The 23,884-nt window shown below is 62.6% G+C and carries 17 protein-coding genes and 2 pseudogenes; 7 read left to right on the top strand and 12 right to left on the bottom strand.

The features are described from left to right. Positions 1 to 271: 271 nt before the first annotated feature. The 6 genes and pseudogenes from DXT59_RS02925 to DXT59_RS02900 all read right to left on the bottom strand — a co-directional run bounded on the left by DXT59_RS02925 (position 272) and on the right by DXT59_RS02900 (position 8,800). Positions 272 to 1,753 (bottom strand): virulence factor, encoded by a 1,482-nt coding sequence (locus tag DXT59_RS02925; RefSeq protein WP_205417362.1) that lies wholly within the window; start codon positions 1,751 to 1,753, stop codon positions 272 to 274. Continuing rightward, positions 1,750 to 4,024: pseudogene (locus tag DXT59_RS02920) on the bottom strand (T6SS effector phospholipase Tle3 domain-containing protein). The gene DXT59_RS02925 and the pseudogene DXT59_RS02920 overlap by 4 nt, the downstream one beginning before the upstream one ends. Positions 4,025 to 4,199: 175 nt before the next feature. Continuing rightward, on the bottom strand, positions 4,200 to 5,165 hold the full coding sequence (locus tag DXT59_RS02915; protein WP_116135440.1) for a Csu type fimbrial protein: 966 nt from the start codon (positions 5,163 to 5,165) through the stop codon (positions 4,200 to 4,202). Further along, a complete protein-coding gene (locus tag DXT59_RS02910; protein WP_162877925.1) occupies positions 5,162 to 7,474 on the bottom strand; it encodes a fimbria/pilus outer membrane usher protein in 2,313 nt (770 codons plus the stop codon). Before DXT59_RS02910 ends, DXT59_RS02915 begins: the two co-directional genes overlap by 4 nt. 79 nt (positions 7,475 to 7,553) lie before the next feature. After that, on the bottom strand, positions 7,554 to 8,285 hold the full coding sequence (locus DXT59_RS02905) for a fimbrial biogenesis chaperone (RefSeq protein ID WP_116135438.1): 732 nt from the start codon (positions 8,283 to 8,285) through the stop codon (positions 7,554 to 7,556). 14 nt (positions 8,286 to 8,299) lie between these two features. Next, positions 8,300 to 8,800 (bottom strand): Csu type fimbrial protein, encoded by a 501-nt coding sequence (locus tag DXT59_RS02900; RefSeq protein WP_240324385.1) that lies wholly within the window; start codon positions 8,798 to 8,800, stop codon positions 8,300 to 8,302. Positions 8,801 to 9,299: 499 nt separating this feature from the next. Here DXT59_RS02900 and DXT59_RS02895 point away from each other — a divergent pair, with 499 nt between their 5' ends. The 3 genes from DXT59_RS02895 (at position 9,300) to DXT59_RS02885 (ending at position 11,570) form a co-directional block, all read left to right on the top strand. Beyond that, positions 9,300 to 10,739: a DUF7125 family protein gene (locus DXT59_RS02895; protein ID WP_116135436.1), complete on the top strand. Its 1,440-nt coding sequence runs from the start codon at positions 9,300 to 9,302 to the stop codon at positions 10,737 to 10,739. A gap of 15 nt (positions 10,740 to 10,754) precedes the next feature. Further along, positions 10,755 to 11,129, top strand: coding sequence for a response regulator (locus DXT59_RS02890; RefSeq protein ID WP_116135435.1), 375 nt, complete (start codon positions 10,755 to 10,757; stop codon positions 11,127 to 11,129). A 78-nt stretch (positions 11,130 to 11,207) separates the two neighbouring features. Then, positions 11,208 to 11,570, top strand: coding sequence for a response regulator (locus DXT59_RS02885; protein WP_116135434.1), 363 nt, complete (start codon positions 11,208 to 11,210; stop codon positions 11,568 to 11,570). Here DXT59_RS02885 and DXT59_RS02880 read toward each other — a convergent pair. From DXT59_RS02880 to DXT59_RS02865, 4 genes are all read right to left on the bottom strand, one after another. Then, positions 11,557 to 12,759: an amino acid aminotransferase gene (locus tag DXT59_RS02880; RefSeq protein WP_116135433.1), complete on the bottom strand. Its 1,203-nt coding sequence runs from the start codon at positions 12,757 to 12,759 to the stop codon at positions 11,557 to 11,559. The two genes, DXT59_RS02885 and DXT59_RS02880, sit on opposite strands and share 14 nt — an antisense overlap. A gap of 168 nt (positions 12,760 to 12,927) precedes the next feature. Next, on the bottom strand, positions 12,928 to 13,857 hold the full coding sequence (locus DXT59_RS02875; RefSeq protein WP_162877924.1) for a class I SAM-dependent methyltransferase: 930 nt from the start codon (positions 13,855 to 13,857) through the stop codon (positions 12,928 to 12,930). A 56-nt stretch (positions 13,858 to 13,913) separates the two neighbouring features. Further along, positions 13,914 to 15,038: a sugar-transfer associated ATP-grasp domain-containing protein gene (locus DXT59_RS02870; RefSeq protein WP_116135502.1), complete on the bottom strand. Its 1,125-nt coding sequence runs from the start codon at positions 15,036 to 15,038 to the stop codon at positions 13,914 to 13,916. Positions 15,039 to 15,086: 48 nt separating this feature from the next. Next, positions 15,087 to 15,452 (bottom strand): hypothetical protein, encoded by a 366-nt coding sequence (locus tag DXT59_RS02865; protein ID WP_162877923.1) that lies wholly within the window; start codon positions 15,450 to 15,452, stop codon positions 15,087 to 15,089. Positions 15,453 to 15,691: 239 nt separating this feature from the next. Here DXT59_RS02865 and DXT59_RS02860 point away from each other — a divergent pair, with 239 nt between their 5' ends. Continuing rightward, a complete protein-coding gene (locus DXT59_RS02860; protein ID WP_116135501.1) occupies positions 15,692 to 16,351 on the top strand; it encodes a response regulator in 660 nt (219 codons plus the stop codon). Then, entirely contained in the window at positions 16,348 to 17,808 is a 1,461-nt protein-coding gene (locus tag DXT59_RS02855; protein ID WP_116135430.1) for an ATP-binding protein, read from the top strand. Before DXT59_RS02860 ends, DXT59_RS02855 begins: the two co-directional genes overlap by 4 nt. Here DXT59_RS02855 and DXT59_RS02850 read toward each other — a convergent pair. Then, positions 17,754 to 20,047, bottom strand: a pseudogene (locus DXT59_RS02850) (heavy metal translocating P-type ATPase). The gene DXT59_RS02855 and the pseudogene DXT59_RS02850 sit on opposite strands and share 55 nt — an antisense overlap. 250 nt (positions 20,048 to 20,297) lie before the next feature. On the opposite strand from DXT59_RS02850, the gene DXT59_RS02845 reads away from it, so the two are divergent. Continuing rightward, a complete protein-coding gene (locus tag DXT59_RS02845) occupies positions 20,298 to 21,254 on the top strand; it encodes a universal stress protein (RefSeq protein WP_116135429.1) in 957 nt (318 codons plus the stop codon). A gap of 46 nt (positions 21,255 to 21,300) precedes the next feature. On the opposite strand, the gene DXT59_RS02840 is transcribed toward DXT59_RS02845, so the two are convergent. After that, positions 21,301 to 22,503 (bottom strand): MFS transporter, encoded by a 1,203-nt coding sequence (locus DXT59_RS02840; protein ID WP_116135428.1) that lies wholly within the window; start codon positions 22,501 to 22,503, stop codon positions 21,301 to 21,303. 143 nt (positions 22,504 to 22,646) lie between these two features. On the opposite strand from DXT59_RS02840, the gene DXT59_RS02835 reads away from it, so the two are divergent. Beyond that, positions 22,647 to 23,708, top strand: a complete 1,062-nt coding sequence (locus DXT59_RS02835; RefSeq protein ID WP_116135427.1) for a DMT family transporter — start codon at positions 22,647 to 22,649, stop codon at positions 23,706 to 23,708. The last annotated feature ends 176 nt before the right edge of the window (positions 23,709 to 23,884 follow it).

Below are 23,884 nucleotides of genomic sequence, written 5' to 3'. Positions count from 1 at the left end.
GGCCGACTCTCGCATCGAAATTCAAAAGGCCGAAGGCATATCGCCCGCTTACATCAACGGATGAGCGAGAAGATAGTGCAGCAAGGCGGATGCGGTGAGGCCGGCCGCGCCGACGAGAGAGAGGGTCTTCAAAATAGTCATGTGATTCGCTTAGGATATTTGACGCTTCGCCGAATGGCGAACGAGGCCGATTCTAGCAAGGATGCCGCGTATTTCCATTTCAACTCGACGCGGACACGAGCGTCATTGAGCGCTTGGGCGGACGTCTAGGTCACCATGACCATCCTTGCTGGCCATATTGAGTGTCGTGGCGGCGGCCCCACCACGGCAAGTACGCGTTATTCCCACCTCGGGCGCGAAACCAATCGGCGGTTGGGTCGATCGGCACAGGTTGAGTTGGCGGGGCGATTACGATGGCGACAGGATGGTCAGCATCGCTCGTTCCGGCCACTAGGACGCGCTCGCCGAGATGGTTTGCACGGCCGATGGCAAGTACGACGTCCGTTAGCGCCGTGCCTGTGCCCATATCTCCGAGCAGACCCGGCGTGTTGAACGTCTGTTTTCGGAAATCGAATTCCGGAAGTGTTTCCGTCAACGTTCGGCCAAGCGTACCGATTCGCGACGATGCCTCGTCGTTGCCTTGGCCGGCGTCGTGGATGACGTAGTCGATGCTCGTCGCCGGGACGTTGGCGTTGCTAGCGGCTGTCGCGATCGCCGCTTTCCATGCTTCGACCGCGCGTGTCGTACCGACCTTTGACTCGAAGTCCTTTACGTTGCTCGTCGCGGCACGGCCGATCCACGCAAGCGGTGCGCGCTCGGTGTTGAAGTCCGGGCCTACTAGGAACAGCAGCACCATGTTTTCGTTGATTTGGCCATCTTTAGGCGGAAAGTTCGGCGCATCCCAGTTCATGACCCAGACGCTTTTATCAGGGTTCGCCTGTAGGTAGTCGAGTGCCGCGTTTAACGAGGTGAAGCCGGCGTTGGCGCCGCCCTGGGTTATGCGGACGTCAGGCGGGGTGTCGTGGCTCCATAGGCCACGAGCGGATCGGTTGCCGATCTCGTAGTTGTTGATGATTTCGTCCCGCAAGTACGCTTGAGCTTCGATCGGATCAAGCCGAGGCGGAATCGCAAACTCGACATGGATTCCCGCTAGCTCTCGCCAGTCGTTTCTGTTATCGGACTTGACCGTGTAGAAATACTTTGCGTTCATTACGTAGCGATCACCGAACAAGCCTAGGAGCTTATTCACGTACTTGTGATAGTAGCCCTTGAAGGTTTCTTTACCGGCATTGCCGTACACAAGTGCTCCGATCGATCGAAGCGTCGAAAACGTTTCGGGCATGGTACGCACCATGTCGTCGCGATCATTTGGTTTCACCAGCCCCATCGTCCACAGTATTTGCCACTCAGTGGGATAGTCACGGCGCTGGAGAGGATTTAGCCATTCAAGCCCTACGACTTGTGCCATGAACGGATTCGCCGACTCCCGACCCACAGAGGATAGTCCCATCGTAGCCTGGGGCGTTGCTGCTTCTGCGAACGTGAACGTCGCCATCGTCGTGACAAAAAACGTCACCAGGGCGAACAATCCCGGTACTACAGTCAGTCGCTTCATCCAATCTCCTAGATCTAGCTCATCCGCCGGCGTGGGGCCGACGCTCGAGCTCCAAACCAACACGATGACCGCAGCTAACGCCATTGCTACAAGAGCGAGGCCCATCCTTCGACGCCAAGTTGAGATCATGCGGTTCATACGATGCCCCCGACCTTCAGAAAAAACTCGCCTTCGCGTTCGTCGGCGATCTTCTCGGGCCGCCTCGCCTCACTATCCTTTGATGCAATCCAATCGCTGAGGAACTCTCCCTTCATTTTCCCCATCGCAAAATATGTTGTGTATTGTTTATTCGGATGTTCGTCTTCCAAACCCTCGCCCAACCGCCAGTCCGCTTCGATCCGCAACTCGGTCAATTGCTCGGGCGTCAAATAACACAACCCGATCGCCACGTCATACGCGAGCGCCTTCTCGGCATGCATCGGGTTCGTCATGATCGTCGAGTGATTGGTCGGATTGTTCGTCCGTCCGGCGTCCAGAATCTGCGTGACCTGCTTGTTGCGCCATTGCTCATAGCCCTCCGGCGCAACGCTCTTCCCGTCCTCGCCGATCACATTGCCGTCCTTGTCCACCCATGAAGGATCGCCGACCCTGCGCGCACGCATCCTCAAGACGGCATGATCCTCGTACCGCTGCGACGCCTCGCTCTCCACATTGCCGATCGCCTGTTGCGCCTCTTCCTCTGCCGCGTAGTTGTCGTACGGGTCATCGGCTTTCTTCTCCAGCTTTTCCGCATCTCGCGCAGCCGCAGGTGGATCGTTGCCCTCGTTGAAGACGCTCGTCGCATGTGGACCATCGCTGACGTTCGTGCGACGCCCATAACGCAATGCTTCCGGCTCGAACGGTTCGTCGAGCGGCGGTGCATCCACCCTGACCGTCCAACCCTTGGGCGGGTCGGCATTAACGCGAAACAGCTTGAATGCGGATGTCGCTAGCGTCACGACATAGAGCACCGGCGCGGTCGCCGTAGTCAACACCCGAGCTATAGCGTCTTCATTCCCGCTCCATGCACGAGTCAACCCGTATTTGGCCGGTGGCGAAGGGGGATACCAGAAGCCGGGCGTACTGCCCTTCTCATAGCGCCAGTCGTCTTCCCAAAACCGGTATTCGCGACACTCGCCCACCTTGATGCCGCTCGCGAACACGCGCTGAGTCAGCACACCCTGAGCGCCCACGTCGCTCAACTCTTGCGATGGCTGATTGCCGGCATAACCTAGCCCCCGCCATCCGATCCCTTGGACCGTCATCGCGGAAATCACCTGGTCGTGCGGACAGCAATAGAGTGGAAATCACCTGGTCGTGCGGACAGCAATAGAGTGTCACGCGTCCGTACGTGTTGCCGTTCAAGCCATGTGCGGTTCTATCGTCGCCTGCTGCGTACGGCTTGCCGCCGCTCTCGGAAGTGCGCGTATTGCCCATATCGCGATCGATTTGATCGGCAGGCATTTCCAACGCGGCACGGTCGCGAATGATGTCGAGAAACGCACCGAATGTCTTTGTGCGCGCCGTATACGTTTCTCGACCGCCACGGTTGTTGATGTCACGTGCCTTGCGTTGCGACCAATTCTCCATACCGGCCCCCGCGTTTGCGAGGCTGTAGGGTGGATTGGCCAAGACATACGCATCGGCGACGCAACGTCCCGTGTTATTCCAGGGATCCGTGACCGGCGGCAACGCATCGCCGAAGAACGCCGCCGCGAGGCCAACCATGTTGCCCTGGCTATGGCAAACGATCGTGATCGGCACACTTGCCTGTTTGCGCCGAATCGACTCTACCAGCTTAGCGAGGCGCAAAGCGGCCAATACGCAATAGCCGCGCGGCGGTGTCCGGAATAGTGGGCGCTGGGTCGGATTAACCGCCTGCACGGAAATGAAACCGAAAATGCGGTCGTCCAAGCCTTCGTGCCATAGATCGGGCAAGCTGGACGTGCCGTTCGCGAACGGCCCGCCTCCCCAATAGTTCTGCTCGTTCAAGAAGATCTTGTCGCCGTACTCCTTCAACTCCTCCTTATTGGCCTTGTAGCCCCAACGAAAATGGATGACAGGAGAGAACGACGGATCGGGCTTGATGTATGTGTCGGGCAGCAATGCCGGGTTCAAAAACCCATCCGGAGTCAAACTCCCGGTGTACTGAGCAGGCGCAAGCTGCCCACCGGCCACACCCCGATACGCCATCTGGTCGTCGAGCCGCGCGAGCCGCCGGTTCAGCCCCTTGCACAAGCCCTCCTCCGCCGCCTCGAACCATTCGCCTTCCGAATTCACGCCGTGCACGAAGATCACGATGCCGGGCAACGGCTGCTGCTTCACGCAAATCAATTCGCTGGTCGAGTCGAAGAGCATCGGCCCTCGCCCCTCGCCGATCACAATGCGTGGAGGCTGCGCTTGCGCAGCCGCGTTCGAAGCGCTCGGCATATTCGAATCGTTCACGACTCACTCTCTCTTTGACGGCGCATCGTCGCGCGTAGTGACCGCCGGCCGACCACATCAAAAGTATCGTCGGCCTCGCTATTGGAATGCGGAAACTAACCGTCTCGAAAGAATGCGTCAAACAAACCACTGCATCGAAAGCGCCCCTTTCGGAACGTTCCTAAAAACTAATCGTGGCCGTAATCGTGTCGCTATAGTTCCCCGGCGCCGGCGTGGTTTGCGCGGGCACATCTCCGTAAACGGTGAGCACCGTCGCATAGCCGCTCCCGGTTCCCGTTCCCGTCGATGTCCCCTTGGCGCCGTCTCCCCATACCGTCGCATGGCTGGAATCGAGGTAGAGCTGGTAGGCCACCTCGCCACCGCCGCCCGAACGCTGCATTCTCCGCGCGGATACGTTGCCGCCGGCGCCGGCGCTGAGGGCGATTCGCCACGCGTCCCCGTTCGTGCAGCGAGCGGTGATCGTGCCGGTGGAGCGCAAATGCGCTGTCGTCACCGATACCGCGCCAAAACCAACGCCCGTCGCCGTGATATTGCAGTCGTTGACCACGATGGCCGAAACGTCGAACGGGAAGCGATCGGTCGCCGCGAGTCCCGCGCATGTCGGTTCGATGAAGCGATAGAACCCATAGCTCAATGCGGTCGACGTGCCGTTGAACATCTCTTTGTACGTCGTGTTGCTATTGTTCACCGTTGGCACGGCCGGTTGATTGCCTGCGATCCGTCCGTAGATCGTGACCGATTGCGACGCGCTGACGCCGGCGGGCGGCTTGGTCAACACTAGCGCAATCGGCTGCGTACCCGCGGCGACGGAGCCCCATGCGGTCAAGCGCGACGCGTCCTGATACAGCGTGTATTGAAGCGTGTTACCGCCGTTCCTCAATACGCGCGGGTCGGGCCCGCCCAAGTTAAGGCAAACGAGCGCGTTAGGCATCACCGCGAGCGCGGGCCACGTGCAAGTCACCGTGATCGAGCCGGTGGTATCGACCTCCCGCAGCGCGATCGGGCTCAACTGCCCGAAATCGATCGACGAAGCGGAGGCCGAACAGCCCGCCGCATGAGCGGCGCCCGGCCGCAGCGCGAGAATGACGAAAACGAACGACACCCACGTCCATCGTGTCAGCTTCATTGTCTGGCCTCCGTCAAGCTTTCACATGTCAACGGTCCGATCGTCGGCAAGGCGTTGTCCGGCGCCGGCGTATACGCAAACTGCACGGCGCAACGTATCGCGCCGATGCCGACGAGCAAGTGGTTGTCCGGCCTCAAATCATCGATAAACGCAATCCCGTCGTAGCCGACGATCGAGTCGTTTCCGCTTTCGATGTCGTGCACAAGGGATCCCGCGGGAATGAGCGCACCATGCGAATCGCGAAGGATCACCGATGCAGCCGCATAGCGCGTAATCCCGAACCGCGCCAATACCCCCGAGCGTGCTTGCGGCGTGACGCTCATGGACGTCGCGCCAACGTGCGCATTGGCCGGCAATCTCATGCTGTCGATCGCGATTTCGTTGCTCTCATAGGCGTTCAAGTCGGGCACCAATAGATGACCGGAACGATCAGTCGTGCCGATCAACCGGTTGTCGTGCAGCACCGGCACGCCGCCCACGCCGTCGGTCGATATCAAAGCGAATCCATCATCGATATGGCGCGACAGCTCGATGCTTCGATCCATCAACACGACGGCGCCCGAGAGATCCAATGATGCGCCGGCCACGCCGCCCGTGCGTTGCGCCAAGACGGTCGCCTCGCCTGCGTTGCCGATGTATTGGACTTGCGTCTGCTCGAACGCGGCGCCGCCCATCCTTCCCGCTTGCACGCCCCAACCCCACCCGCCCGAATAGTCGGGCGTGCGGATCGCGCCGACGGTCGTGTCGACGCGGCCGTGCCCGAATCCGTTACTCGCGCTCGCGGAAACGCTGTTCGGCAGCGCAACGTTCAGGGATACGTACAGGCCCGACGCACGGTGTTGTTTGAAGTCCGTGTAGGCATTCAAATTCAGCGAAACCAAATGCCCGGCGTTTAGCGTATAAGACACGGCGCCGATCCGCGACGCGAGCGTGCCCGCGCATTTCGATCCGATGTAGCTCAGCGAAACCGATTGACGCCGCATGAGCGGCACGGCGAGCGTCAATTGATCGGTTGCCGACGCAACCAACGCCCCGTCGCTCGAAGCAAGATCGCCGAAGTTGCCGTATGCCCGCGTCATCTGCGCCTCTATCGAAAATCGCGGTTGAATCAGCCGATAGCCCATGCTGGCCTGAATACCGGCGAAGCGTCCCGCGCTCGCGGCAAGCGCTCCGTTGACCACGCCCGCCTGTCCCATGCCGATCAGGGCACCGCCGCCCGCGTCGATCATCCCGCGTGTCCCTTCGCCATGCGCCTCCAACGTGAGCGCGTCAGACAGGCCGTGCCGCACGGAACCGCTCAGCGCGGGACGCCGATCGTAGGAGAAAGACTCCAGCCCGTAGTCGCGGCGCAATAAACCGGCCTCGACGGAATAGCTCCAAAGCCCCGCGGCCAGCATGCGCGAGTCGACATACATCGGCACGGAAGTCGAGACCGTTCGGCCCAGTGCGTCGCGAGTGATCACCGTAGCCGTGCCCGCCCCCGTGATACCGAACACGTTGTTGACGATGAACGGACCGCCGGGCACGTTCGCACTGTATTGCTTCACATTGTTGACGTAGACATCCACGCTCGATGGGACGACCGCGGAGCCATACAGTGCGGGAACTGGAAACGTGACCCAATCGGGCCGCAACGCGAAGTTGCTGCGCCATTGAAATCCACCGATGCGGATCGGACGGCTCCAACTTAGCGACGATGTGACCGTGTCGCCGATCTGCATGGTGCTCGGCGCCGCGGGATTGGAGCGGCTCCACGATGTGTCGTAGCGCAAATACCGGCGATTGGCGCCGGACAGGTAGGCAATGCCCGAATGACTGAGCACGCCCGACGGCGTGAAATACCGCGCTTCGTCTCCGAACGCGATCGGCTGGCCCGAATTCGACGGCGCGAATAGATCGTAGTCGACGTAAAGGCCTCTCGACGAGGTGGCCGCCGGCGCTTCGGTCAGTGCGCGCGTATCGATCGTATAGGGTCTTCGCAAGGCATCGGGCACGGTTAGGTCCACCGCTTGGCGAGCCGCATCGTACCGATACCGTAGGCCGGGAATCGCGTCGAGCAATACCTCCCTCGTGGCGCCGGCGCCGAGCCGGTCGATGCGCAGTCCCACTTCTTCCAAATCCGTCGCATTCGCATAGAGCCGGCCTTGAGACAAACGGAAGTGCGCGATTTTCGAGGTGGGCTGACCGTTCAAGTCGACCGCGAGGTACACGTCCTGCGCGGCGTCCGTTCTTGCGGCGGCCAAATCCACCGCATGCTCGCGATCCGCTTGAGCGAAGCGCGACGCAAGCAGCGATGCGCATACGAGCACGGCGATGCGCCGGCGCGGTGCGACTCGAGACCAGCACAAGGCTCGGGCAACGCCGCGACGCAGGTGCAAGGCCATCGCCCTACCGAGCGGCTTGCACGTCCACCGCTGCTTCCATGGAACGCGAATTGACGAGTGCCCGCGCCTTTACGCCGCCTTGCAAGCCGGCCGTCGCCGGAAGCGTGACGGGCCATTGTCTGCCGCGCCCGGCAAGCACGTATCCGAGCAATCCTTTCGTCACCACGTACGGTTTGGCGCTGCCGTCCATCAGCTCGGCCGCCGCCACCTGCGCGCGCCGCGTACCGGTGTTCTCGACGCGGACGAACCACTGATCGCCGCTGCGCAGAAGGTGCCAAGAGAGCTTAGGCTCGCCGGCCGCACCAGGCGGCTCGATGAAAACCGGCACCGAGTAACGCAAGCGGATCATCACGCCGCGCAACGCGCCGTCGGCAGGGGCAGGCAGTTCGTCGACCAATACGCGATAGCTCTGCTCGCCGGCGACGGCCGACGACGCGATGCGTATCAATCGCACGAGTTGCGTCGATTGCGGACCCAGCTCGACGAGCGGGGGGCTGGCCACGAGTTCGGGCGTCGATTCGAGGCTGTCCTCGCCATCGACTTGATCCCAACGGAACACGCGCACTTGCCCATAGAGCGGCTGCATGCCGGGATTGCGCAAGGTCATCCCGGCAGCGGACTCACCGGCTTGCAACTCGAGCACGATCGGCGAGACCTGCAGCGTGCCCGCGACGGCCGCGTGCGATAGCGCGGCCCCGGCGAGCACGATCGGCCATAGGCGAAAGCGTAGACCCATACGGCGATATGCGATCAGAAGTACACCGTCGCGGTCACCGATGTTTGGTAAGTGTCGGGCTGGGGCGTCGCTTGAGCGGGCACCTGACCATATACCGTGATCGACTGAACGGCGCCGGTGCCGATACCACCGACGGTGTTGCTGCCTTGCGTATTGCCCCAGACGGTGCCATGGGCGGCGTCTTGATAGAGCTGGAACGAAACCAACGTGCCGGTGTTGCCGCTGGACGTGCCGGCCATATAGCGCGTCGCGATACTGGAGCCCGTCACGGTGCCGGCGTCGAGTCCGACGTTGTACGGCGTCGTGTTGGTACAGTTCACCCCCACCGTACTTTGTTGATTCACCGCGCTGGTGAGCGGACCCGTTGCCGTGAAGTTCAATGCATTGGCCGTGATCGTGCAGCCGCCTTGCAATACCAGCGACACGGTGAACGTCGCCGTTGCCGTGCCGTTGCTGTACGTTGCCGCGCTTGCGTCCCCGATGACCGACGTCGAGGCGAGCACCGTCGCGATCATCGGCAAGGAAAGATATCGCTTCATTTTTTCCCCTTAAGGCGTGTGGCGATTGTTCGCCGTCAATTGAGTACCCCTGACGCGGTGTGCCGCATGTCTGTCGATCGAGCGACTTGAAGCGGTCGTCAACGCGTTGAAATGAGTATCGTCGAATCGAAGCGATATTCGCGGCAGCCTTTTAATCGGCGAACCAGGCAATCGCACATACTGAAGCGCGAGACCGACGCTCGGCCGAGAAGACGTCGCCGTTTTGAAAAGGATGTCGCGAAACGGCGACAAACGTCATCACGAGAGCCGTCCTCCGTCGACGTTCGATCCGGATCGGTCAAGTCACGAACGCCTCGTTAAGGCCGCGCTCTGTCCCTTGCTTGAAGTGCCTTCGTCGTCGATGGAACCTGGGGTAGACTTCGGGTATCGATGACGCCAACGGTTCGAGCGGTAAGCGTTCGCGCTTGCGCAAGCCGTCTTGTTTTCACGCCCTTTACCCAATAGGTTCAACGCAATGGAAAATGTGCCGGCGCGACTGCGCAGCGACGTTCCGGGGCTCGACGAAATATGCGGCGGCGGCCTGATCGCCGGCTCGTCCTACATCATTCAGGGCCGCCCCGGAGCAGGCAAGACGATCCTAGCGAACCAGCTCGCCTTCGCACAGGCGCGGCAGGGCCGGAAGATCCTTTACGTGACGCTGCTCGCCGAGTCGCACGACCGCCTATTTCAGTCGCTCGCCACGCTCGACTTTTTCGATGCGGCTAGAGTCGGCAAGGACATCACATTCATCAGCTTGCTGCGTACGTTGCGCGAAGAGGGATTGCGCGCGCTCGTCGAAATGTTGCGCGGCGAGCTCGCTCGCCAAGGCGCGAGCATCCTCGTCTTGGACGGGCTGCTGACCGCGCGCGAAACCGCCAATAACAACCTCGACGTCAAGACGTTCGTCGCCGAACTGCAAGGCCACGCCGCGTTCACGGGCTGCACCGTGCTATTCCTGACCAGTGCCCGCATCGACGAATCGAGCCCCGAGCACACGATGGTCGATGGCGTACTGCAACTCGAGGAGGCCGTGGCCGGCTCGCGCACCGTGCGGCAAATCAGGGTCGCCAAATCGCGCGGCAGCCGGGCGCTGGGCGGCTTTCATCTGTTCGAGATCTCGGGCCGCGGCATCGACGTCTATCCGCGCCTGGAGGCGGCGCTGGCACAGCCCTCGGGAACCGACACGGCCCCGCCGCAGCGGCTGAGCACGGGCGTGCAAGGGCTCGACGAGCGTATCGGCGGCGGATTGCCCGTCAACTCCGTGTCGGTCGTCGTCGGTCCGGCAGGCAGCGGCAAGACCACCTTCGGCCTCGGCTTTTTGCACGCCGCCACGCCCGAGCAACCGGCCGTGCACTTCGGCTTTTACGAAACACCCCAACGGCTGGCGGCGAAAGCGGCCGCCCTCGGTATCGATCTGCATGCCATGGTCGAATCGAAGGCGCTGACGATCATGTGGCGGCCGCTCACCGAAAACCTATTGGACAAGCTTGCCCATGAATTGCTACGGACCGTTCGGGCGACCGGCGCCCGGCGGCTTTTCGTCGACGGGCTGGCTGGCTTCGAGCGGGCGACGGTGGATCGTAACCGGATCGTGGAGTTTTTCGCGGCGCTATCGAACGAACTGCGATCGATGGGTGTAACGACGGTCTACACCTGGGAAATCAAGGAACTGTCCGGGCCCTGGATTACCAATCCGTCCCCGGAAATCTTGAGTCAAATCGACAACGTCATCGCCCTGCATCACATCCTGACCGACGATACATTGCACCGCGGCATGAAGGTACTCAAGATCCGCGACAGTCTGTTCGATACGGCTATCGCCGAGTTCGAGATCACGGGCGACGGCATGGGGCTGCGAGTCACCGGCTCAGCCCCCGTCACCGCGCCGACGCGCGCCGGGGCAGGCTCTCGATAGGCGACGGATCAACGCATGACTACCCTGCTTGTCGTCGACGACGAGTCGCTCGTAACCGATTTCCTTTCGTTCCTTTTATGGCGCGAAGGATATGTCGTGCATACGAGCCGAACCGGCAGTGAGGCACTCGAGGCAGCCGAGCGCATCCAGCCGGCGTTGATCGTGTCCGATTTGATGATGCCCGTGATGTCGGGCGTGGAGCTTGCGATGGCGCTTCAGCGCGACGAAAAGCTGGCGGCTATACCGATCGTTCTATGCACGGCCGCGCCGGGCGCGCTGACAGAGCCGGAAAGACGGTTGTTCGTCGGCGTGCTGCGCAAACCCTATTCGCCCGGGACGCTGCTCGACATCATCGCTCGCCACGTAGGGCCGGGTCAGCACAGCGAATAGACGCGACGCGGCACGCCGCTCGCGGCGGCTGAGCCGACGCAATCGAGGCGAGCAAACACTCGGGTTCTTGAGCAAGCAATGAAGCGTGTCCTTCTAGTTGACGACGAATATGAACTGCTCGAGGCCTTGAGCTTTGCCCTAACGTATGCGGGCTATGAGGTCGACTGCGCTCGCGACGGATGCGACGCGCTCGCCCACATGCAACGGCAAGTCCCCGATATCGTCGTCACCGATCTGATGATGCCCGATATGGATGGCGCCTCCCTGTGCCGGTCGGTGCGCGAGCATCCGCAGTGGGCGCGCATTCCGATCGCCCTGCACACGTCGGCGCACGTCGAGTGCGGCACCTCCGAGCCGCCGCCATGGGACGCCTTCCTGCGCAAGCCTGCCCGCATGGACGACGTCCTATCGACGGTCGAGCGGCTGCTTACGCGGGCTTGACGAGCACCTTCGAGATGGCGTCGGCCACGGGCCCGACGTTGCGCTCGTTCAATCCGGCCACGCACATGCGACCCGAACGCAAGATGTACACGCCGTGCTGCTCGCGTAGACGATCTACCTGGTCGGCATCGAGCCCCGTATACGTGAACATCCCGCGTTGCTCGATATAGCGCGACAGGGCCTGGCCGCCGATATGCCGGCTCAAACGCTCATGGATCGCGACGCGCATGCCGGCGATACGGCGGCACATCGCGGCCAACTCGTCGCGCCACATTTGATTCAGCGCGGGCGAAGTCAGCACCTTCGTCACGATCTTCGCGCCATGCGTGGGCGGGTTGCTATAGTTCGACCGGACTGCGCTCGTCAGTTGGCCCACGACGCGCTGGGCCTCGGCTGCATCGGCGCACAGCACGCTCAGCGCGCCGCAGCGCTCGCCATAGAGCGAAAAATTCTTCGAAAACGAATTCGCCACGAGCATCGGCACGTCGCGGCGCGCGAGTTCGCGCACGGCGAAAGCATCTTCATCGAGGCTCGAACCGAAGCCCTGATACGCCATGTCGACGAACGGCAGCAACTCCCGTTTTTGCAGCACGGGGATCAATTGTTCCCACTGCGCCTCGCTCAGATCGACGCCCGTCGGGTTGTGGCAGCACGCATGCAAGACGACGATGCTGCGTGGCGGCAAAGCGTCGATCGCGGCCAGCATCGCATCGAACTTCAGGCCGCCCGTCGCATCGTCGTAGTACGGATAGGTGTTCACGCTGAACCCAGCCCGCTCGAAAATAAAGCGGTGGTTTTCCCAGGTCGGATCGCTGACCCACACTTGCGCCTGCGGGAAATAACGCTTGAGGAAATCGGCGCCGATTTTCAAGGCTCCCGAACCGCCGAGCGTCTGCACGGTCGCGATACGGTCTTCCCTCCGGGCGGCAGACGCTTCGCCGAACACGAGCGCCTGTACGGCGTCGCGATAAGGCGCCAAACCCGCCATAGGAAGATACGGCTTGGGTCCGAGGTCGGCCAGCATCGCCGCTTCCGCCTCGCGTACGGCTTTCATGACCGGCAAACGGCCGTCGTCGTCGAAGTAAATGCCAATGCTCAGATTGATCTTCTCTTGGCGAGGATCCTTCTGGAAATTCTCATTCAACGTGAGAATGGGATCGCCGGGATAGGCGTCAACGTGTTCGAACATGATCAAATGCCGGTTCAAGGAAATGAGGGGTATCGCGCGCGGATGCGAGCAGGCGCTGGCTCGCGGACGACAGTTTACGGTCGAACGCGAGAAATAAAATTTCGCAATCGATACGGGGAAACGCGGATTTTGGGCCAGAAATTGCGCCGCATAGGCTATTCGCGGCGCCTATCCGCCTGGTTTCGTCGCCGTCAGCCAAGCAATCCGTTGCGCGCCGAATTGCTTTCCGCTCTCGATCAAGGGCCGCAGCCTCGCCTCGAAAAACTCGCGCTCGGCCGGCGTGAATTGCTCATTCAATATCGCCTCCAACGACGGCGCCAGCGGATGCGGCGAGCTCTCGATAAATACCTCCCAGGGAATCGGCTCGGCCGGCGCGACGTCGATATGCAATTCGAGGTGAATGTCGACGAAGCCCGCATCGATGGCAAAGCGCACTAGATCGCGCTCGCCGTAGTTCGTAATCGGCAGCGCGCTCGCCTTTTCCTCGGTATCGGGAAATTGCGCCGACCGCCAACGCAAGAGCAGCGGAAAAAACGCGTCGCCGGTCCCAGGCGGCCGCATATCGACCATTCTTTTCAATGCGCAAACCTCGAACGCCTCGTCGCGCAACACCGGTTCGGCGATCGATAAGCGCCCGCGCGGTTTGAGGATCCGATAAAACTCGCGCATGGCCGCGCCCTTGTCCGCGACGTAGGCCAACACCGCACGCATCACGACTGCGTCCACCGACGCGTCATCGATTCCGGCCAACGCATCGGCCGACCCTTGAACGAAGCGGCATTGCCGCGCCACGCCCCGTTCGGCGGCCAGTGCTTCGGTATGGCTCAGCAGCGGGGCCGAGACATCCGTCATGACGACATTCAGGGCGGGCCCGAAGCGTTCGATGGCGCGCAGTCCGACCAAGCCGTCGCCGGTGCCGATATCGGCCAACGTCATGGTTTCGGTCGAACACGCGCCGTCTAGAACGCGATCGGCGTAGCGCGTCACGTCGTTCAGCACCGCTTGCTGATATTGCTTATCGCCGCCGTGCCGGCGGCGAAGAACCCACTCGGACCATATGTCCGTGCCTTGCTGGCCTACTGCGCGGTCGGATCTCAAGTAACTTCACCCTAATCATGGTTTTCGCGCAGTCTACAGCAAGCGCCTATAGCCACTCATAGGGACTTGGTCAGCCCGGCGGCGGGGTCGGTTTGCGCGACGGGCATGGATGGCTCCTCGGCACGGTGCTTGGGCGCCAGCCGGTCCCATCGTAGGTCGGCGAAGCACGGCCCTTGCGTCGCTTCGCTGAACTTGATGTCGTTGTGCTCGGCGTTCCACTCCATGAGCTTAACGCGCTCGTCTTCGTCCACCGCCACGTCCCAACCCACGCAGCGCGCGTAGGGCACTTTTCGATGATGGTCGAGAACGGTCGCCAAACAATCCTGGAACGCGGGAACCTTGACGCCCGCGAATCGAATCTTGCTGTCGGGGTGCTCGCGCACCACCGTCCAATCCGTGAGATAGCCGTGCTCCCCCAGTTCGCCAGTGGCGCAATGGACCGGAATCCGAACATGGCTGCTCGATTTCACATGGGTATCGGCGTCCCGCCCGAGCCGCAAGTAACAAGCGCGAGCGGACACGATCCCCTCGTCGTTGACGGCCGTCGTGATGCGAAGCGTGGCGACCGACCGCGGCGCGAAGCGCCCGAGAATGTCATGCTGCGCAATGTTTTCTTGGAAGACGCCATTGCCGAGCGCCTTGACTTTCTCGATATCGAACGTCGGACGATCGAAGAAAAAAATACCGCGGCCCTGCAAAGAATTATCGACCTTGAAGATGACGACATCGCTCTTGGCGAACAACCGCTTGACGAGCGCGTCGGGGGCGATCACGGTCGCATCGGGCTGCATGAAAAGGCCGTTGGCGAAATAGGCGAGATCTGGAAAGGCATCGCTATTGAAAATCGTGCGCTGCAGCGACTTCAGGCTGGAGGCCATGCCGTAGTTGCCCTTGACCTTGGGCACCACCACATGGCCATAGTAATTGTCGGGAATCCAGCCTTCCTTGAAACGCCCCGCGATCGCCGCATAGACGTACAGCCAGGGGGCATAGCGCGCGTGCCCCAAGACATCGCGCGCATAGGCGTCGGCGCGCTCCAGGTCGGCGCGGCGGGTTTTCCCTAAGTATTGCTCGAGTGTTTTATGAATCGCCAGCGCCTGCGCACGGTGAGATCGATGAAATCGGACATCGAACAGACGGCGAGCCCACCTTCTCGCAACAACCTCGGCATCGGTCTTCATGAGTCGCTCCTCCTTTTTATCGTCCAACCGTGAACACTAAAATCGGATTTAAACGCCACCGGCGAAATCATCCAGAAACACGATACGTCGACTAACGAAACGCAAATGAAGCACGACCAGGGAAAGGTGTGGGCAGCGCGGCGAAAGCGACACGGCGCCGCGCCTTCCTCCCCAAACGGTCAGATGTCCGTTCTTTTGCGCCGCGTGAAATGCCGCATTGGCGAAAATGTGCGCCGCGATCACCATGCAGACGACGAACGACATGGCTTCAAGCCTGAACGCCTCGGAAACGAAGACGCGTTCGGGCACCCGGAACAGCAAGATGGAAAGCAGTGAGGAAATCTGAACGAGCGAGGCCGCAAGCGCGGCGACCAGCAAATTCGCACGCACGCGGCCGATCATCGAAGGCTCCATGTAAACTCCGGCTGTTTTCGACGGCGTAAGAAGCAGCCGCGCAAACGTTTCGAAGGCCCGCACGAATCGCGTCGCACCGACGCAGATGATCGAGGCGGATCATCGTATCCTTTCGAGCTTAAGAAATGCTGAAGAAATCGAGAATATGGCGGTATGTGGGGAGCTTCTCGTTTAAACTGCCGTGCGATTCGCCGCATCGAAATCACCAAGGCGCACCGCGCTGCCGCTAGTCATTGCACATGAGAATTCTTCTTGTTGAGGACGACGAACTAATCGGTTCAGGCGTCGAAATCAGCCTTCGTCAAGCGGGCTACGCCGTGGATTGGGCACGTGACGGCAGAGAAGCCGACCTCGCGCTCGCCACGAATCAATACGCGCTGGTCGTGCTCGACCTCGGTTTGCCGGGCCGCTCCGGGGGCGAGCTGCTCAAAGCGCTGCGCGACGCCCGCAACGATGTGCCGGTGCTGGTCCTCACCGCGCGCGGGACCATCGCCGACCGCGTGCGCGGCCTCGACGCCGGCGCCGACGACTATCTCGGCAAACCGTTCGATCTGACGGAATTGCTCGCGCGCTGCCGCGCGTTGGTCCGCCGCTCGCAGGGGCGCAGCGTCGAGACGATCGTCTGGCGCGATCTCTCGATCGATTTGATCGCGCGCAGCGTCATGCGCGGCGATACGCGCGTGCATCTGACGTCCCGGGAATGGGCCGTGTTAGTGCAGCTCATCACGCACCAGGGCATTCCCCAATCGCGAGCCGACCTCGAGGACAGCCTTTACGGCTGGCAAGAAGAGATCGAAAGCAACGCCATCGAAGTTCATATGTCCAAGCTGCGTAGAAAGCTCGGCCAGGAACTCATCACCACCGTGCGAGGCGTCGGCTATATGATCGAAAAGCCATGAGACAAGGCTCCATCCGCCGCCGGCTATCGCTGATGGTGCTGTTCAGCGTCGCGCTCGTGTGGGGCGTGACGCTCGTTTCGACGTTTCGCCACGCATCGGACGAAGTTCAGCGCTGGCAAGATGCCCGGCTCGTGGAATACGCCAAGCTCGTCGCCCTGTTGAGCGACGACGAGTTGGTCCGGCTTTCGCGTTCGCACATCGATGCACGCATCGAATTGCCCGGCCCCGACGAATTGGCTTCGGGCGCCGTCGATAGCGACGTCGCGCCGCGTGAACTGCTTATCGAAGTGAAGGATGCCAAAGGCCGCACGATTGCGGCCAGTCCCGCGCTCGCCGCGCTAGGCCCGACCGTATCGCCGCCGAACGAGAGCGACGGGCCGCGCTCGGCAACGCTTGCAAGCACGGTATGGCGGATCGAAACACTGCGCGACGCGGCCACGGGCCGCTTGATTCAGGTCATGGAAACTTCGAATTCGCAGAGCGACCTGGCGCGCGGGGCCGCACTCCAAGTGAGCCGACCGTTGCTGTTTGCACTGCCGGCGCTCGCACTGCTCGTATGGCTCGCCATCGGACGATCGCTCGCACCGCTGCGCACGCTTTCGGAGACGATCCGCGCACGCGATGGAACGACGTTCGCGCCCATCGACATCGAGCATGTACCGGCCGAGGCGCGCCCCCTCGTCGATGCGATCGATCAATTGATCGCACGGCTCAAGCAATCGATCGCGCGCGAGCGGGCGTTCACGTCCGACGCGGCGCACGAACTCAAAACACCGCTCGCGGCCATCAAGGTACAAGCGCAGGTAGCGCTCGCCGCCGACGATGCCTCGCAACGAACGCTCGCGATACAGCGTGTCGTACAAGGCGTGGACCGCAGCACGCGCCTCGCGGAACAGTTGCTGCTGCTCGCTCGGCTCGACGAAACCGATCGCATCGCGACGGTGCCGGTCGTGCTCGATACGCTCGTGCTCGAGGCCATCACGCGCCATGCCGAGCGGGCTCGGCACAAGCAGATCGAGATCTCGTTCACCGACGGGCGTGCCCACACCTTGCAAGCGGAGCCGTTTCTCATCGGCATCTTGCTCGACAATCTCATCGACAATTCGATCAAGTACGGCAAGCCGCTCGGGCACGTCCACATCGCCCTGTTCGACGACGGCGACGCCGTGAGCCTAGTCATTCGAGACGACGGCCAAGGCGTGGCCGCGTCGGAAATGTCGCGCCTCGCCGATCGCTTTTATCGCGGCGTCAATGCGGCCACGCCGGGCAGCGGCCTTGGGCTATCGATCGTCAGGCGAATCGTGAGCTACTTCAACGGGCGGCTGACGTTCGAGCCCGGCATGGGCGGCGCGGGCTTGACCGTGATCGTCTCGCTGCGTCGCGCGAACGAGAAGGCGGCGCCTCAATCGGCCGCCGCCGATAACACGTGGAACAGTTCCTCCTCTTGCTCGCAATGAAGCCGGACGATCGCGTCGAGGCCATACAGTAGGCGCTGAAATTCCGCCACGCCGTCGGCGTCGGGTCCTTCGGGCGGCAGATCCGCGGTCATGTGGCCGAGCAAGCGCACGATCCGAAATATTTCCCGATGCATGCCGCTCATGGCCGCCATCGGGTCGTCTCCACCCAACAAGCGCGCCAAGCCGGGATAGACGCGCGCGTCGTCGCGCCGTTCGTGGGGCAGCAATTCCCGAGTCAGCGATGCGTTCATCCTCGCGAGCGCTTCGGCCACCGATGTCCTGGGCATGCGCGGAAGCTCGTCGGCCAATGCCCTGATCCGAGCGATAACGGGGGCGAGCCGCAAATGTTCTTGCTTCAACCTATCCGCCTCCTCGCGCGCGAGCAAACCGGCAGCCGCGCGCGCATTCGTCCGCAATGCGCGCAGCGCATTGACGATGACCGCCACATCGATGAACTCCTGCGTAATCGCACCGGCAATCGGCGGCAGCCAACCGACTGCCGCCACGATCATCGCCGCGACGGACATCGCCATCCCCGCGACGACGCTTTGCATCGCGATGCGCCGGGCTCGTCGCGAAATGCGCAGCGCATCCGGCAAACGATCGAGCCGATCGACGAGCAAGACGACATCGGCAGCCTCGGACGACGCCGCGGCGCCGCGCGCCCCCATGGCAACGCCGACATCGGCAGCAGCCAACGCGGGGGCATCGTTCACGCCGTCGCCGACCATGATGACCACGCCGTCATGCCGGGCTGCCTCGATCGCGGCGAGCTTGTCGGCCGGCGTTTGCTGGGCCCGTACCTCGGTCACGTTCAACAACGCGCCGACGGTTTCGGCGATATCGGGACGATCTCCCGTCAGCATCACGAGCCGCTCGATTCCCTCGCGCCTGAGCAGCCGCAGCGCGCTGGGCGTCTCCAAGCGAAGCTGGTCCGCCATCCGGACGGCGCCTATCATCGCGCCATCGACGCCGACGAATACCGCTGCCTGTCCTTCGTAGCGCAAATTGCGCAGCACGGCCGCGCTCCACGGTGGGCTGCCGGTGGCTGCGCAAACGTACGGGTAGCCGCCGATCGCTACCGTCCGCCCCTCGACCTGCCCCATCAAGCCCGCCCCCGCCGTCTCCACAACCGCCGAGGGCGCGACCAAGCGCACGCCGCGCTCGCGGGCCGCGATCGTCAACGCTTCGGAGATGACATGTCCCGACGCCTGCGCGAGCGAGGCGGCATAGCGCAGGACAGTCTCCTCCGTGGCGCCGGGACCGCATTCGATCGCAACCAAACGCGCGTGCCCCTTCGTGAGCGTACCGGTCTTGTCGAAAAATAGAATGGACGCCTGCGCGAGCCGTTCGAGCGCACCGCCGCCCTTGACGAGGATGCCGCGCTTCGCGCAACTCGACATGCCCGATACGATCGCAACGGGCACGGCCAGAATGAGAGGACAGGGCGTGGCCACCACGAGCACGGCCAGCGCGCGTGAAAGGTGGCCGGTCGCCAACCAGCTTGCACCGGCCAGCGCCAACGAGAGCAGCACGAAAAACACCGCGTACCGATCGGCCAGTCGCGCGGCGGGACTGCGTTCGCGCTGGGCCGCTTGCACCATGCGCACGATTGCGGCGAAGGTGCTATCGGCCGCCAGCGCCGACGCGACCATCTCGAACGGCACGCCCGCGTTGAGCACGCCGCTGCGGACGGCCTCGCCAGCGCGACGCCGCACGATCGCGGACTGCCAGTCAGCGTGGCTTCGTCCAACTCGGCTACGCCCGCCAGCACGCCATCGACGGCGACGAGTTCGCCGCTGCGCACGAGAAGCCGATCGCCGGGGCGTACTGCATCGAGAGCGACCGAATACCATTCGCCATGCTCCAGCCGCGTGGCTTGGCGCGGCGCGCGGCTGAGCAATGCCGTCATCTCGCGCCGCGCGCGGCTTCCGGCGTAGGCTTCGAGTGCGCGGCCACTGGCCACCATGAGCGCGATGACGGCGGCGGCCAACGTCTCGCCGAGCATGAGCGCAAGCCCGATCGCGAGCCACGCCAGAACGTCGACGCCCGCCTGGCGCTTTACCAGACCTTGACCGATAACAACCGTCAACGCTGCCCAGATAGCCGCCGCCCCGGAGAACCAAAAAATACCGGCTAGCGACGTCGCTCGGAAGGCCATGCACGCGCCCCCGGCGATCAGCGTTGCCGCCGACACGATCAGCAAGGCGAAGTCGATGTAGCGAATCGCACGCGACATGGCGTAGGGGGCGTTCGAGCGACAATCGTGCGTCGAATCATCCGATAACGAAGGAGGGTTTCCGGGCATCGCTTCAATGCTACGAGTACGTGCCGGACCCGCATTGATCTGCAACAAAGGTAATACAGGGCACCACCGCGCCGTCGCATTGCCCAAGCCGTATCGACATTGATTTCGGTCAAACGCTTCGACCTATCCCGCCAACACAATAGGTCTACGAATATCGAAACATGCACACGAGGGACGAATCATGAGCGAATCGATTCCTGGCCGGTCCGCCAGCGCCCTACCCGATCGGGTCCTCATCGCCGTCGATTCGACGACAGCATCGGAGCATGCGCTCGTCTACGCCAAAGGCATGATCGCGCCGGGCGGTCGCGTCCGCTTGGTCAGCGTCGCCGAAAACCCCCGCACGCTGATGCCGATGGGGGCGTTTGCGAGCGAAGTGCTGGCATCCGCTCACGAGGAGTTGCTGCGCGACGCGAACGAGGCCCTGACGAGGGCTTATGCCGCGTTGGCGGACAGCGGCTTTCAGATCGAAACGGAAGCGATCGACCTTTCCAAGCACGGGAGCGACGTCACGCACGCGCTGATGGATGCCGCGCGAAATTGGCAGGCTCAATTGCTCGTCGTCGGCGCCCGGCAGCATCATGGATTGCTGCGATGGATCGAGGGCTCCGTATCGACGCCTCTGGCCAGTCTTGCTCAATGTCCTGTCCTGATCGTGCCGGTGGCATACCGAACCGATGCCCTCCTCTCGCCAGGGCGCATCCTGTTTGCCGTCGATGCGAGTTCGCAAGCGACCGAAGCGCTGCGCAAAGGCCTGCAATTCGCGACGCATACCACGGCAGGCCGAGCGATCTATGTCATCGATCGCGCAGTGCGCCTAGGCGACTTCGTCCCGATCGACGTGCTCGAGAATGCTTTCGTCGAAGAGGGCACGCGTGTGCTCGCGGCGGTAGAACCGCTAGTCGCCGACCGGTGCGGTCAAGCGAGTACGGCGCTTGTCGAGACGAAGCGCACGAGCGACGACGTGGCGCATGCGATCGTGCGCGAGGCGCATGATTGGCGAGCCGATCTGTTGGTGATGGGCACGCACGGCCGGCGCGGCCCTTCGCGCTGGATACTCGGCAGCGTGGCCGAACGGGTGGCGCGCTTGACCGACCTACCGCTGTTGCTGGTCCATACCCAAGCCGATGCAGGCTGAGTTAAAAGGCGTTAGCTGCGCGACCGTACGCGCGGGTGCATCGAAATCAGCGCCTCGCCGCACGAATCGAACCGGCCATCGCGAGCAGCAGTAACGTAAGCACACCGAACCCCGCGCCCGCATAAAACGTTGCTTGCACGCCGGCATGGTCCCACAACGCGCCGGCGATCACGCTCGAAGCCACCGTCACCAAGCCGCCGAGCAGATTGAAAAAACCGAACGCGGTCCCGCGCAGGTCAGCCGGCGCGGTTTGCGCCACCATTGCCGCGAGCAAGCCTTGCGTCATGCCCATGTGCAGCCCCCAAAGCGCCACGCCGACGATCACGAGCGCCCAATGAGCGCCATGCGCCAATACGATGTCGGATGCGACGAGCACCAGTAGCCCCCCAACCAGCAATCGGTTGTGGCTCATCTGATCGGAGAGCTTGCCGAACGGATAGGCTGACAACGCGTAGACGATATTCATCGCGACCATGACGAGCGGGACCAGCGCGATGGGTACGCCGCTTTTCATCGCACGTAGAACGAGGAATGCTTCGCTGAAACGCGCGAGCGAAAACGAGGCGCCAACGGCGACGACCCACCAATACGAACGGCTCAACCGCTTGATGCTGTGCCAGCGAATGGGATTGCCCCGACGGTGCTCGCCTTCATGCCGCGGCTCGCTGATCCCCATCGCCAAAACGGCGACGGCGAGCAAACCAGGGATCAGCGCCAGCCAGAAGGCGAGCCGGAAATTGTCGCGCCAGGCCAGCATCACCGCGACGCCGAGCAGCGGCCCGAGAAAAGCGCCGACCGTATCGAGCGACTGGCGCAATCCGAACGCGGCGCCGCGCAGATGCGAGGGCGTGACGTCGGCAACCAACGCATCGCGCGGCGCGCCGCGTATCCCTTTCCCCACGCGATCGGCGATACGGGCGGCCGCCACCACGCCGATCGTCGGCGCGATCGCGAAGAACGGTTTGCTGAGCGCACCCAGCGCGTAGCCCGTCACGGCCAGCCATTTACGGTTACGCAAATAGTCGCTGAGCACGCCCGAAAACAGCTTGACGATGGGCGCCGTCGCCTCGGCCACGCCTTCTATCACGCCGATGGTGGCGGCGCTCGCGCCGAGACTCGCCATGAGAAACATCGGCAACAAGCTGTGGATCATTTCGGACGAAACGTCCATCAGCAGGCTGACACAACCGAGCACCCACACGCTGCGAGGAATCTGCCGCAGCACGCCGGCGCGGGAATCGCTACTCATTCGCCTCCCAGCTTTCGAGAACGCTTTTGATAGGACGCCATCGATCGTCGCGATCGCAAGGACGGTTCCCCTACTCGTCCGCGCTTGACGGCGGACGACAGCCGTCGCAATGTACCGAATCGGATCGATGCCGTCTACACACCATGCAACCCAGACTCAACGCTGCCTTTACCGCTCTCCTTGCCGCCGCCCTATTCGGAGCAACCACGCCGCTAGCCAAACTATTGCTGGGCACGCTATCGCCCTTCATGCTGGCGGGGCTCTTTTATCTGGGAAGCGGAGTCGGCCTCGGCCTCACGATCCTCGCGCGGCGAATCGCGCGGCCCGAACAAACGCAGCACGAAACAACGCGTATTCAAAGAAACGAAATCGCATGGCTTGCCGGCGCGATCGCCGCTGGGGGCGTGGCCGGGCCCGCGCTCTTGATGCTGGGACTCGCCAGCACGCCCGCCGCGACCGCCTCGTTGCTACTCAACCTCGAAGGCGTTTTCACGGCGGTGATTGCTTGGGTGATATTCCGCGAAAACGTCGACGTTCAGGTTTTCCTCGGCATGGCGGCGATCGTGGCGGGGGGCGTGTTGCTATCGTGGAGCGGCGGCACGGCCGGCATTCCCGTCGGCGCGCTGCTGGTCGCGGGCGCTTGCCTGTGCTGGGCCATCGACAACAATCTGACGCGCAAGGTGTCCACCAACGACGCCATGGTGATCGCTTGCCTGAAGGGACTCGTCGCGGGTCCGGCCAATCTCGTCATTGCGCACTTCGCAGGCGCGGCCCTACCGGGCGCCACCGAAACCGCCGCCGCAATGGCAACGGGATTCGCGGGCTACGGTCTCAGCCTCGTACTGTTCGTCATCGCCCTGCGCAACCTCGGCACCGCACGCACGGGCGCCTATTTCTCCGTCGCGCCGCTGTTCGGTGTCGCGCTATCGCTCGCGCTGTGGCCCGCCATGCCACCGCTCGCCTTTTGGATTGCCGGCGCGCTAATGGCGATAGGCGTATGGCTGCATCTACGAGAACGGCACGAACATACGCATACGCACGAACCGCTGGCGCACACGCATCGGCATCGGCACGACGAACATCATCGGCACGAGCACGACTTCGAATGGGACGGCACCGAACCGCACACGCACCCGCATCGACATTCGCGCATCACACATACGCATGCGCACTACCCGGACATCCATCACCGCCATTCGCATTAGCCCTGTTCGGCACGGGCGCCCCCCGTCCCCGGTGGGCGCCTATTTTCATTTCCGCGACGAAACTGAAATCGTGCCCGGCGGCTGTTTCCCGAGCTAACGTCAATAGTGGTGTATGAACAAATTGACGGCGATCGATTTCAAGCGGCGAGTTTCTGCTGAACCGGCCGATCGTCTTG

Source organism: Trinickia diaoshuihuensis, assembly GCF_003390925.1.
Lineage (GTDB): Bacteria > Pseudomonadota > Gammaproteobacteria > Burkholderiales > Burkholderiaceae > Trinickia > Trinickia diaoshuihuensis.
The sequence above is the reverse complement of the archived record's forward strand: the minus strand, read 5'-3'. Positions and strand labels throughout refer to the sequence as shown.

Excerpts from the sequence above, each read along its gene's own strand:
- DXT59_RS02925 (WP_205417362.1), bottom strand. The coding sequence starts at position 1,753 with ATGAACCGCATGATCTCAACTTGGCGTCGAAGGATGGGCCTCGCTCTT.
- DXT59_RS02915 (WP_116135440.1), bottom strand. The coding sequence starts at position 5,165 with ATGAAGCTGACACGATGGACGTGGGTGTCGTTCGTTTTCGTCATTCTC.
- DXT59_RS02905 (WP_116135438.1), bottom strand. The coding sequence starts at position 8,285 with ATGGGTCTACGCTTTCGCCTATGGCCGATCGTGCTCGCCGGGGCCGCG.
- DXT59_RS02900 (WP_240324385.1), bottom strand. The coding sequence starts at position 8,800 with ATGATCGCGACGGTGCTCGCCTCGACGTCGGTCATCGGGGACGCAAGC.
- DXT59_RS02895 (WP_116135436.1), top strand. The coding sequence starts at position 9,300 with ATGGAAAATGTGCCGGCGCGACTGCGCAGCGACGTTCCGGGGCTCGAC.
- DXT59_RS02890 (WP_116135435.1), top strand. The coding sequence starts at position 10,755 with ATGACTACCCTGCTTGTCGTCGACGACGAGTCGCTCGTAACCGATTTC.
- DXT59_RS02885 (WP_116135434.1), top strand. The coding sequence starts at position 11,208 with ATGAAGCGTGTCCTTCTAGTTGACGACGAATATGAACTGCTCGAGGCC.
- DXT59_RS02880 (WP_116135433.1), bottom strand. The coding sequence starts at position 12,759 with ATGTTCGAACACGTTGACGCCTATCCCGGCGATCCCATTCTCACGTTG.
- DXT59_RS02870 (WP_116135502.1), bottom strand. The coding sequence starts at position 15,038 with ATGAAGACCGATGCCGAGGTTGTTGCGAGAAGGTGGGCTCGCCGTCTG.
- DXT59_RS02865 (WP_162877923.1), bottom strand. The coding sequence starts at position 15,452 with ATGGAGCCTTCGATGATCGGCCGCGTGCGTGCGAATTTGCTGGTCGCC.
- DXT59_RS02860 (WP_116135501.1), top strand. The coding sequence starts at position 15,692 with ATGAGAATTCTTCTTGTTGAGGACGACGAACTAATCGGTTCAGGCGTC.
- DXT59_RS02855 (WP_116135430.1), top strand. The coding sequence starts at position 16,348 with ATGAGACAAGGCTCCATCCGCCGCCGGCTATCGCTGATGGTGCTGTTC.
- DXT59_RS02845 (WP_116135429.1), top strand. The coding sequence starts at position 20,298 with ATGAGCGAATCGATTCCTGGCCGGTCCGCCAGCGCCCTACCCGATCGG.
- DXT59_RS02840 (WP_116135428.1), bottom strand. The coding sequence starts at position 22,503 with ATGAGTAGCGATTCCCGCGCCGGCGTGCTGCGGCAGATTCCTCGCAGC.
- DXT59_RS02835 (WP_116135427.1), top strand. The coding sequence starts at position 22,647 with ATGCAACCCAGACTCAACGCTGCCTTTACCGCTCTCCTTGCCGCCGCC.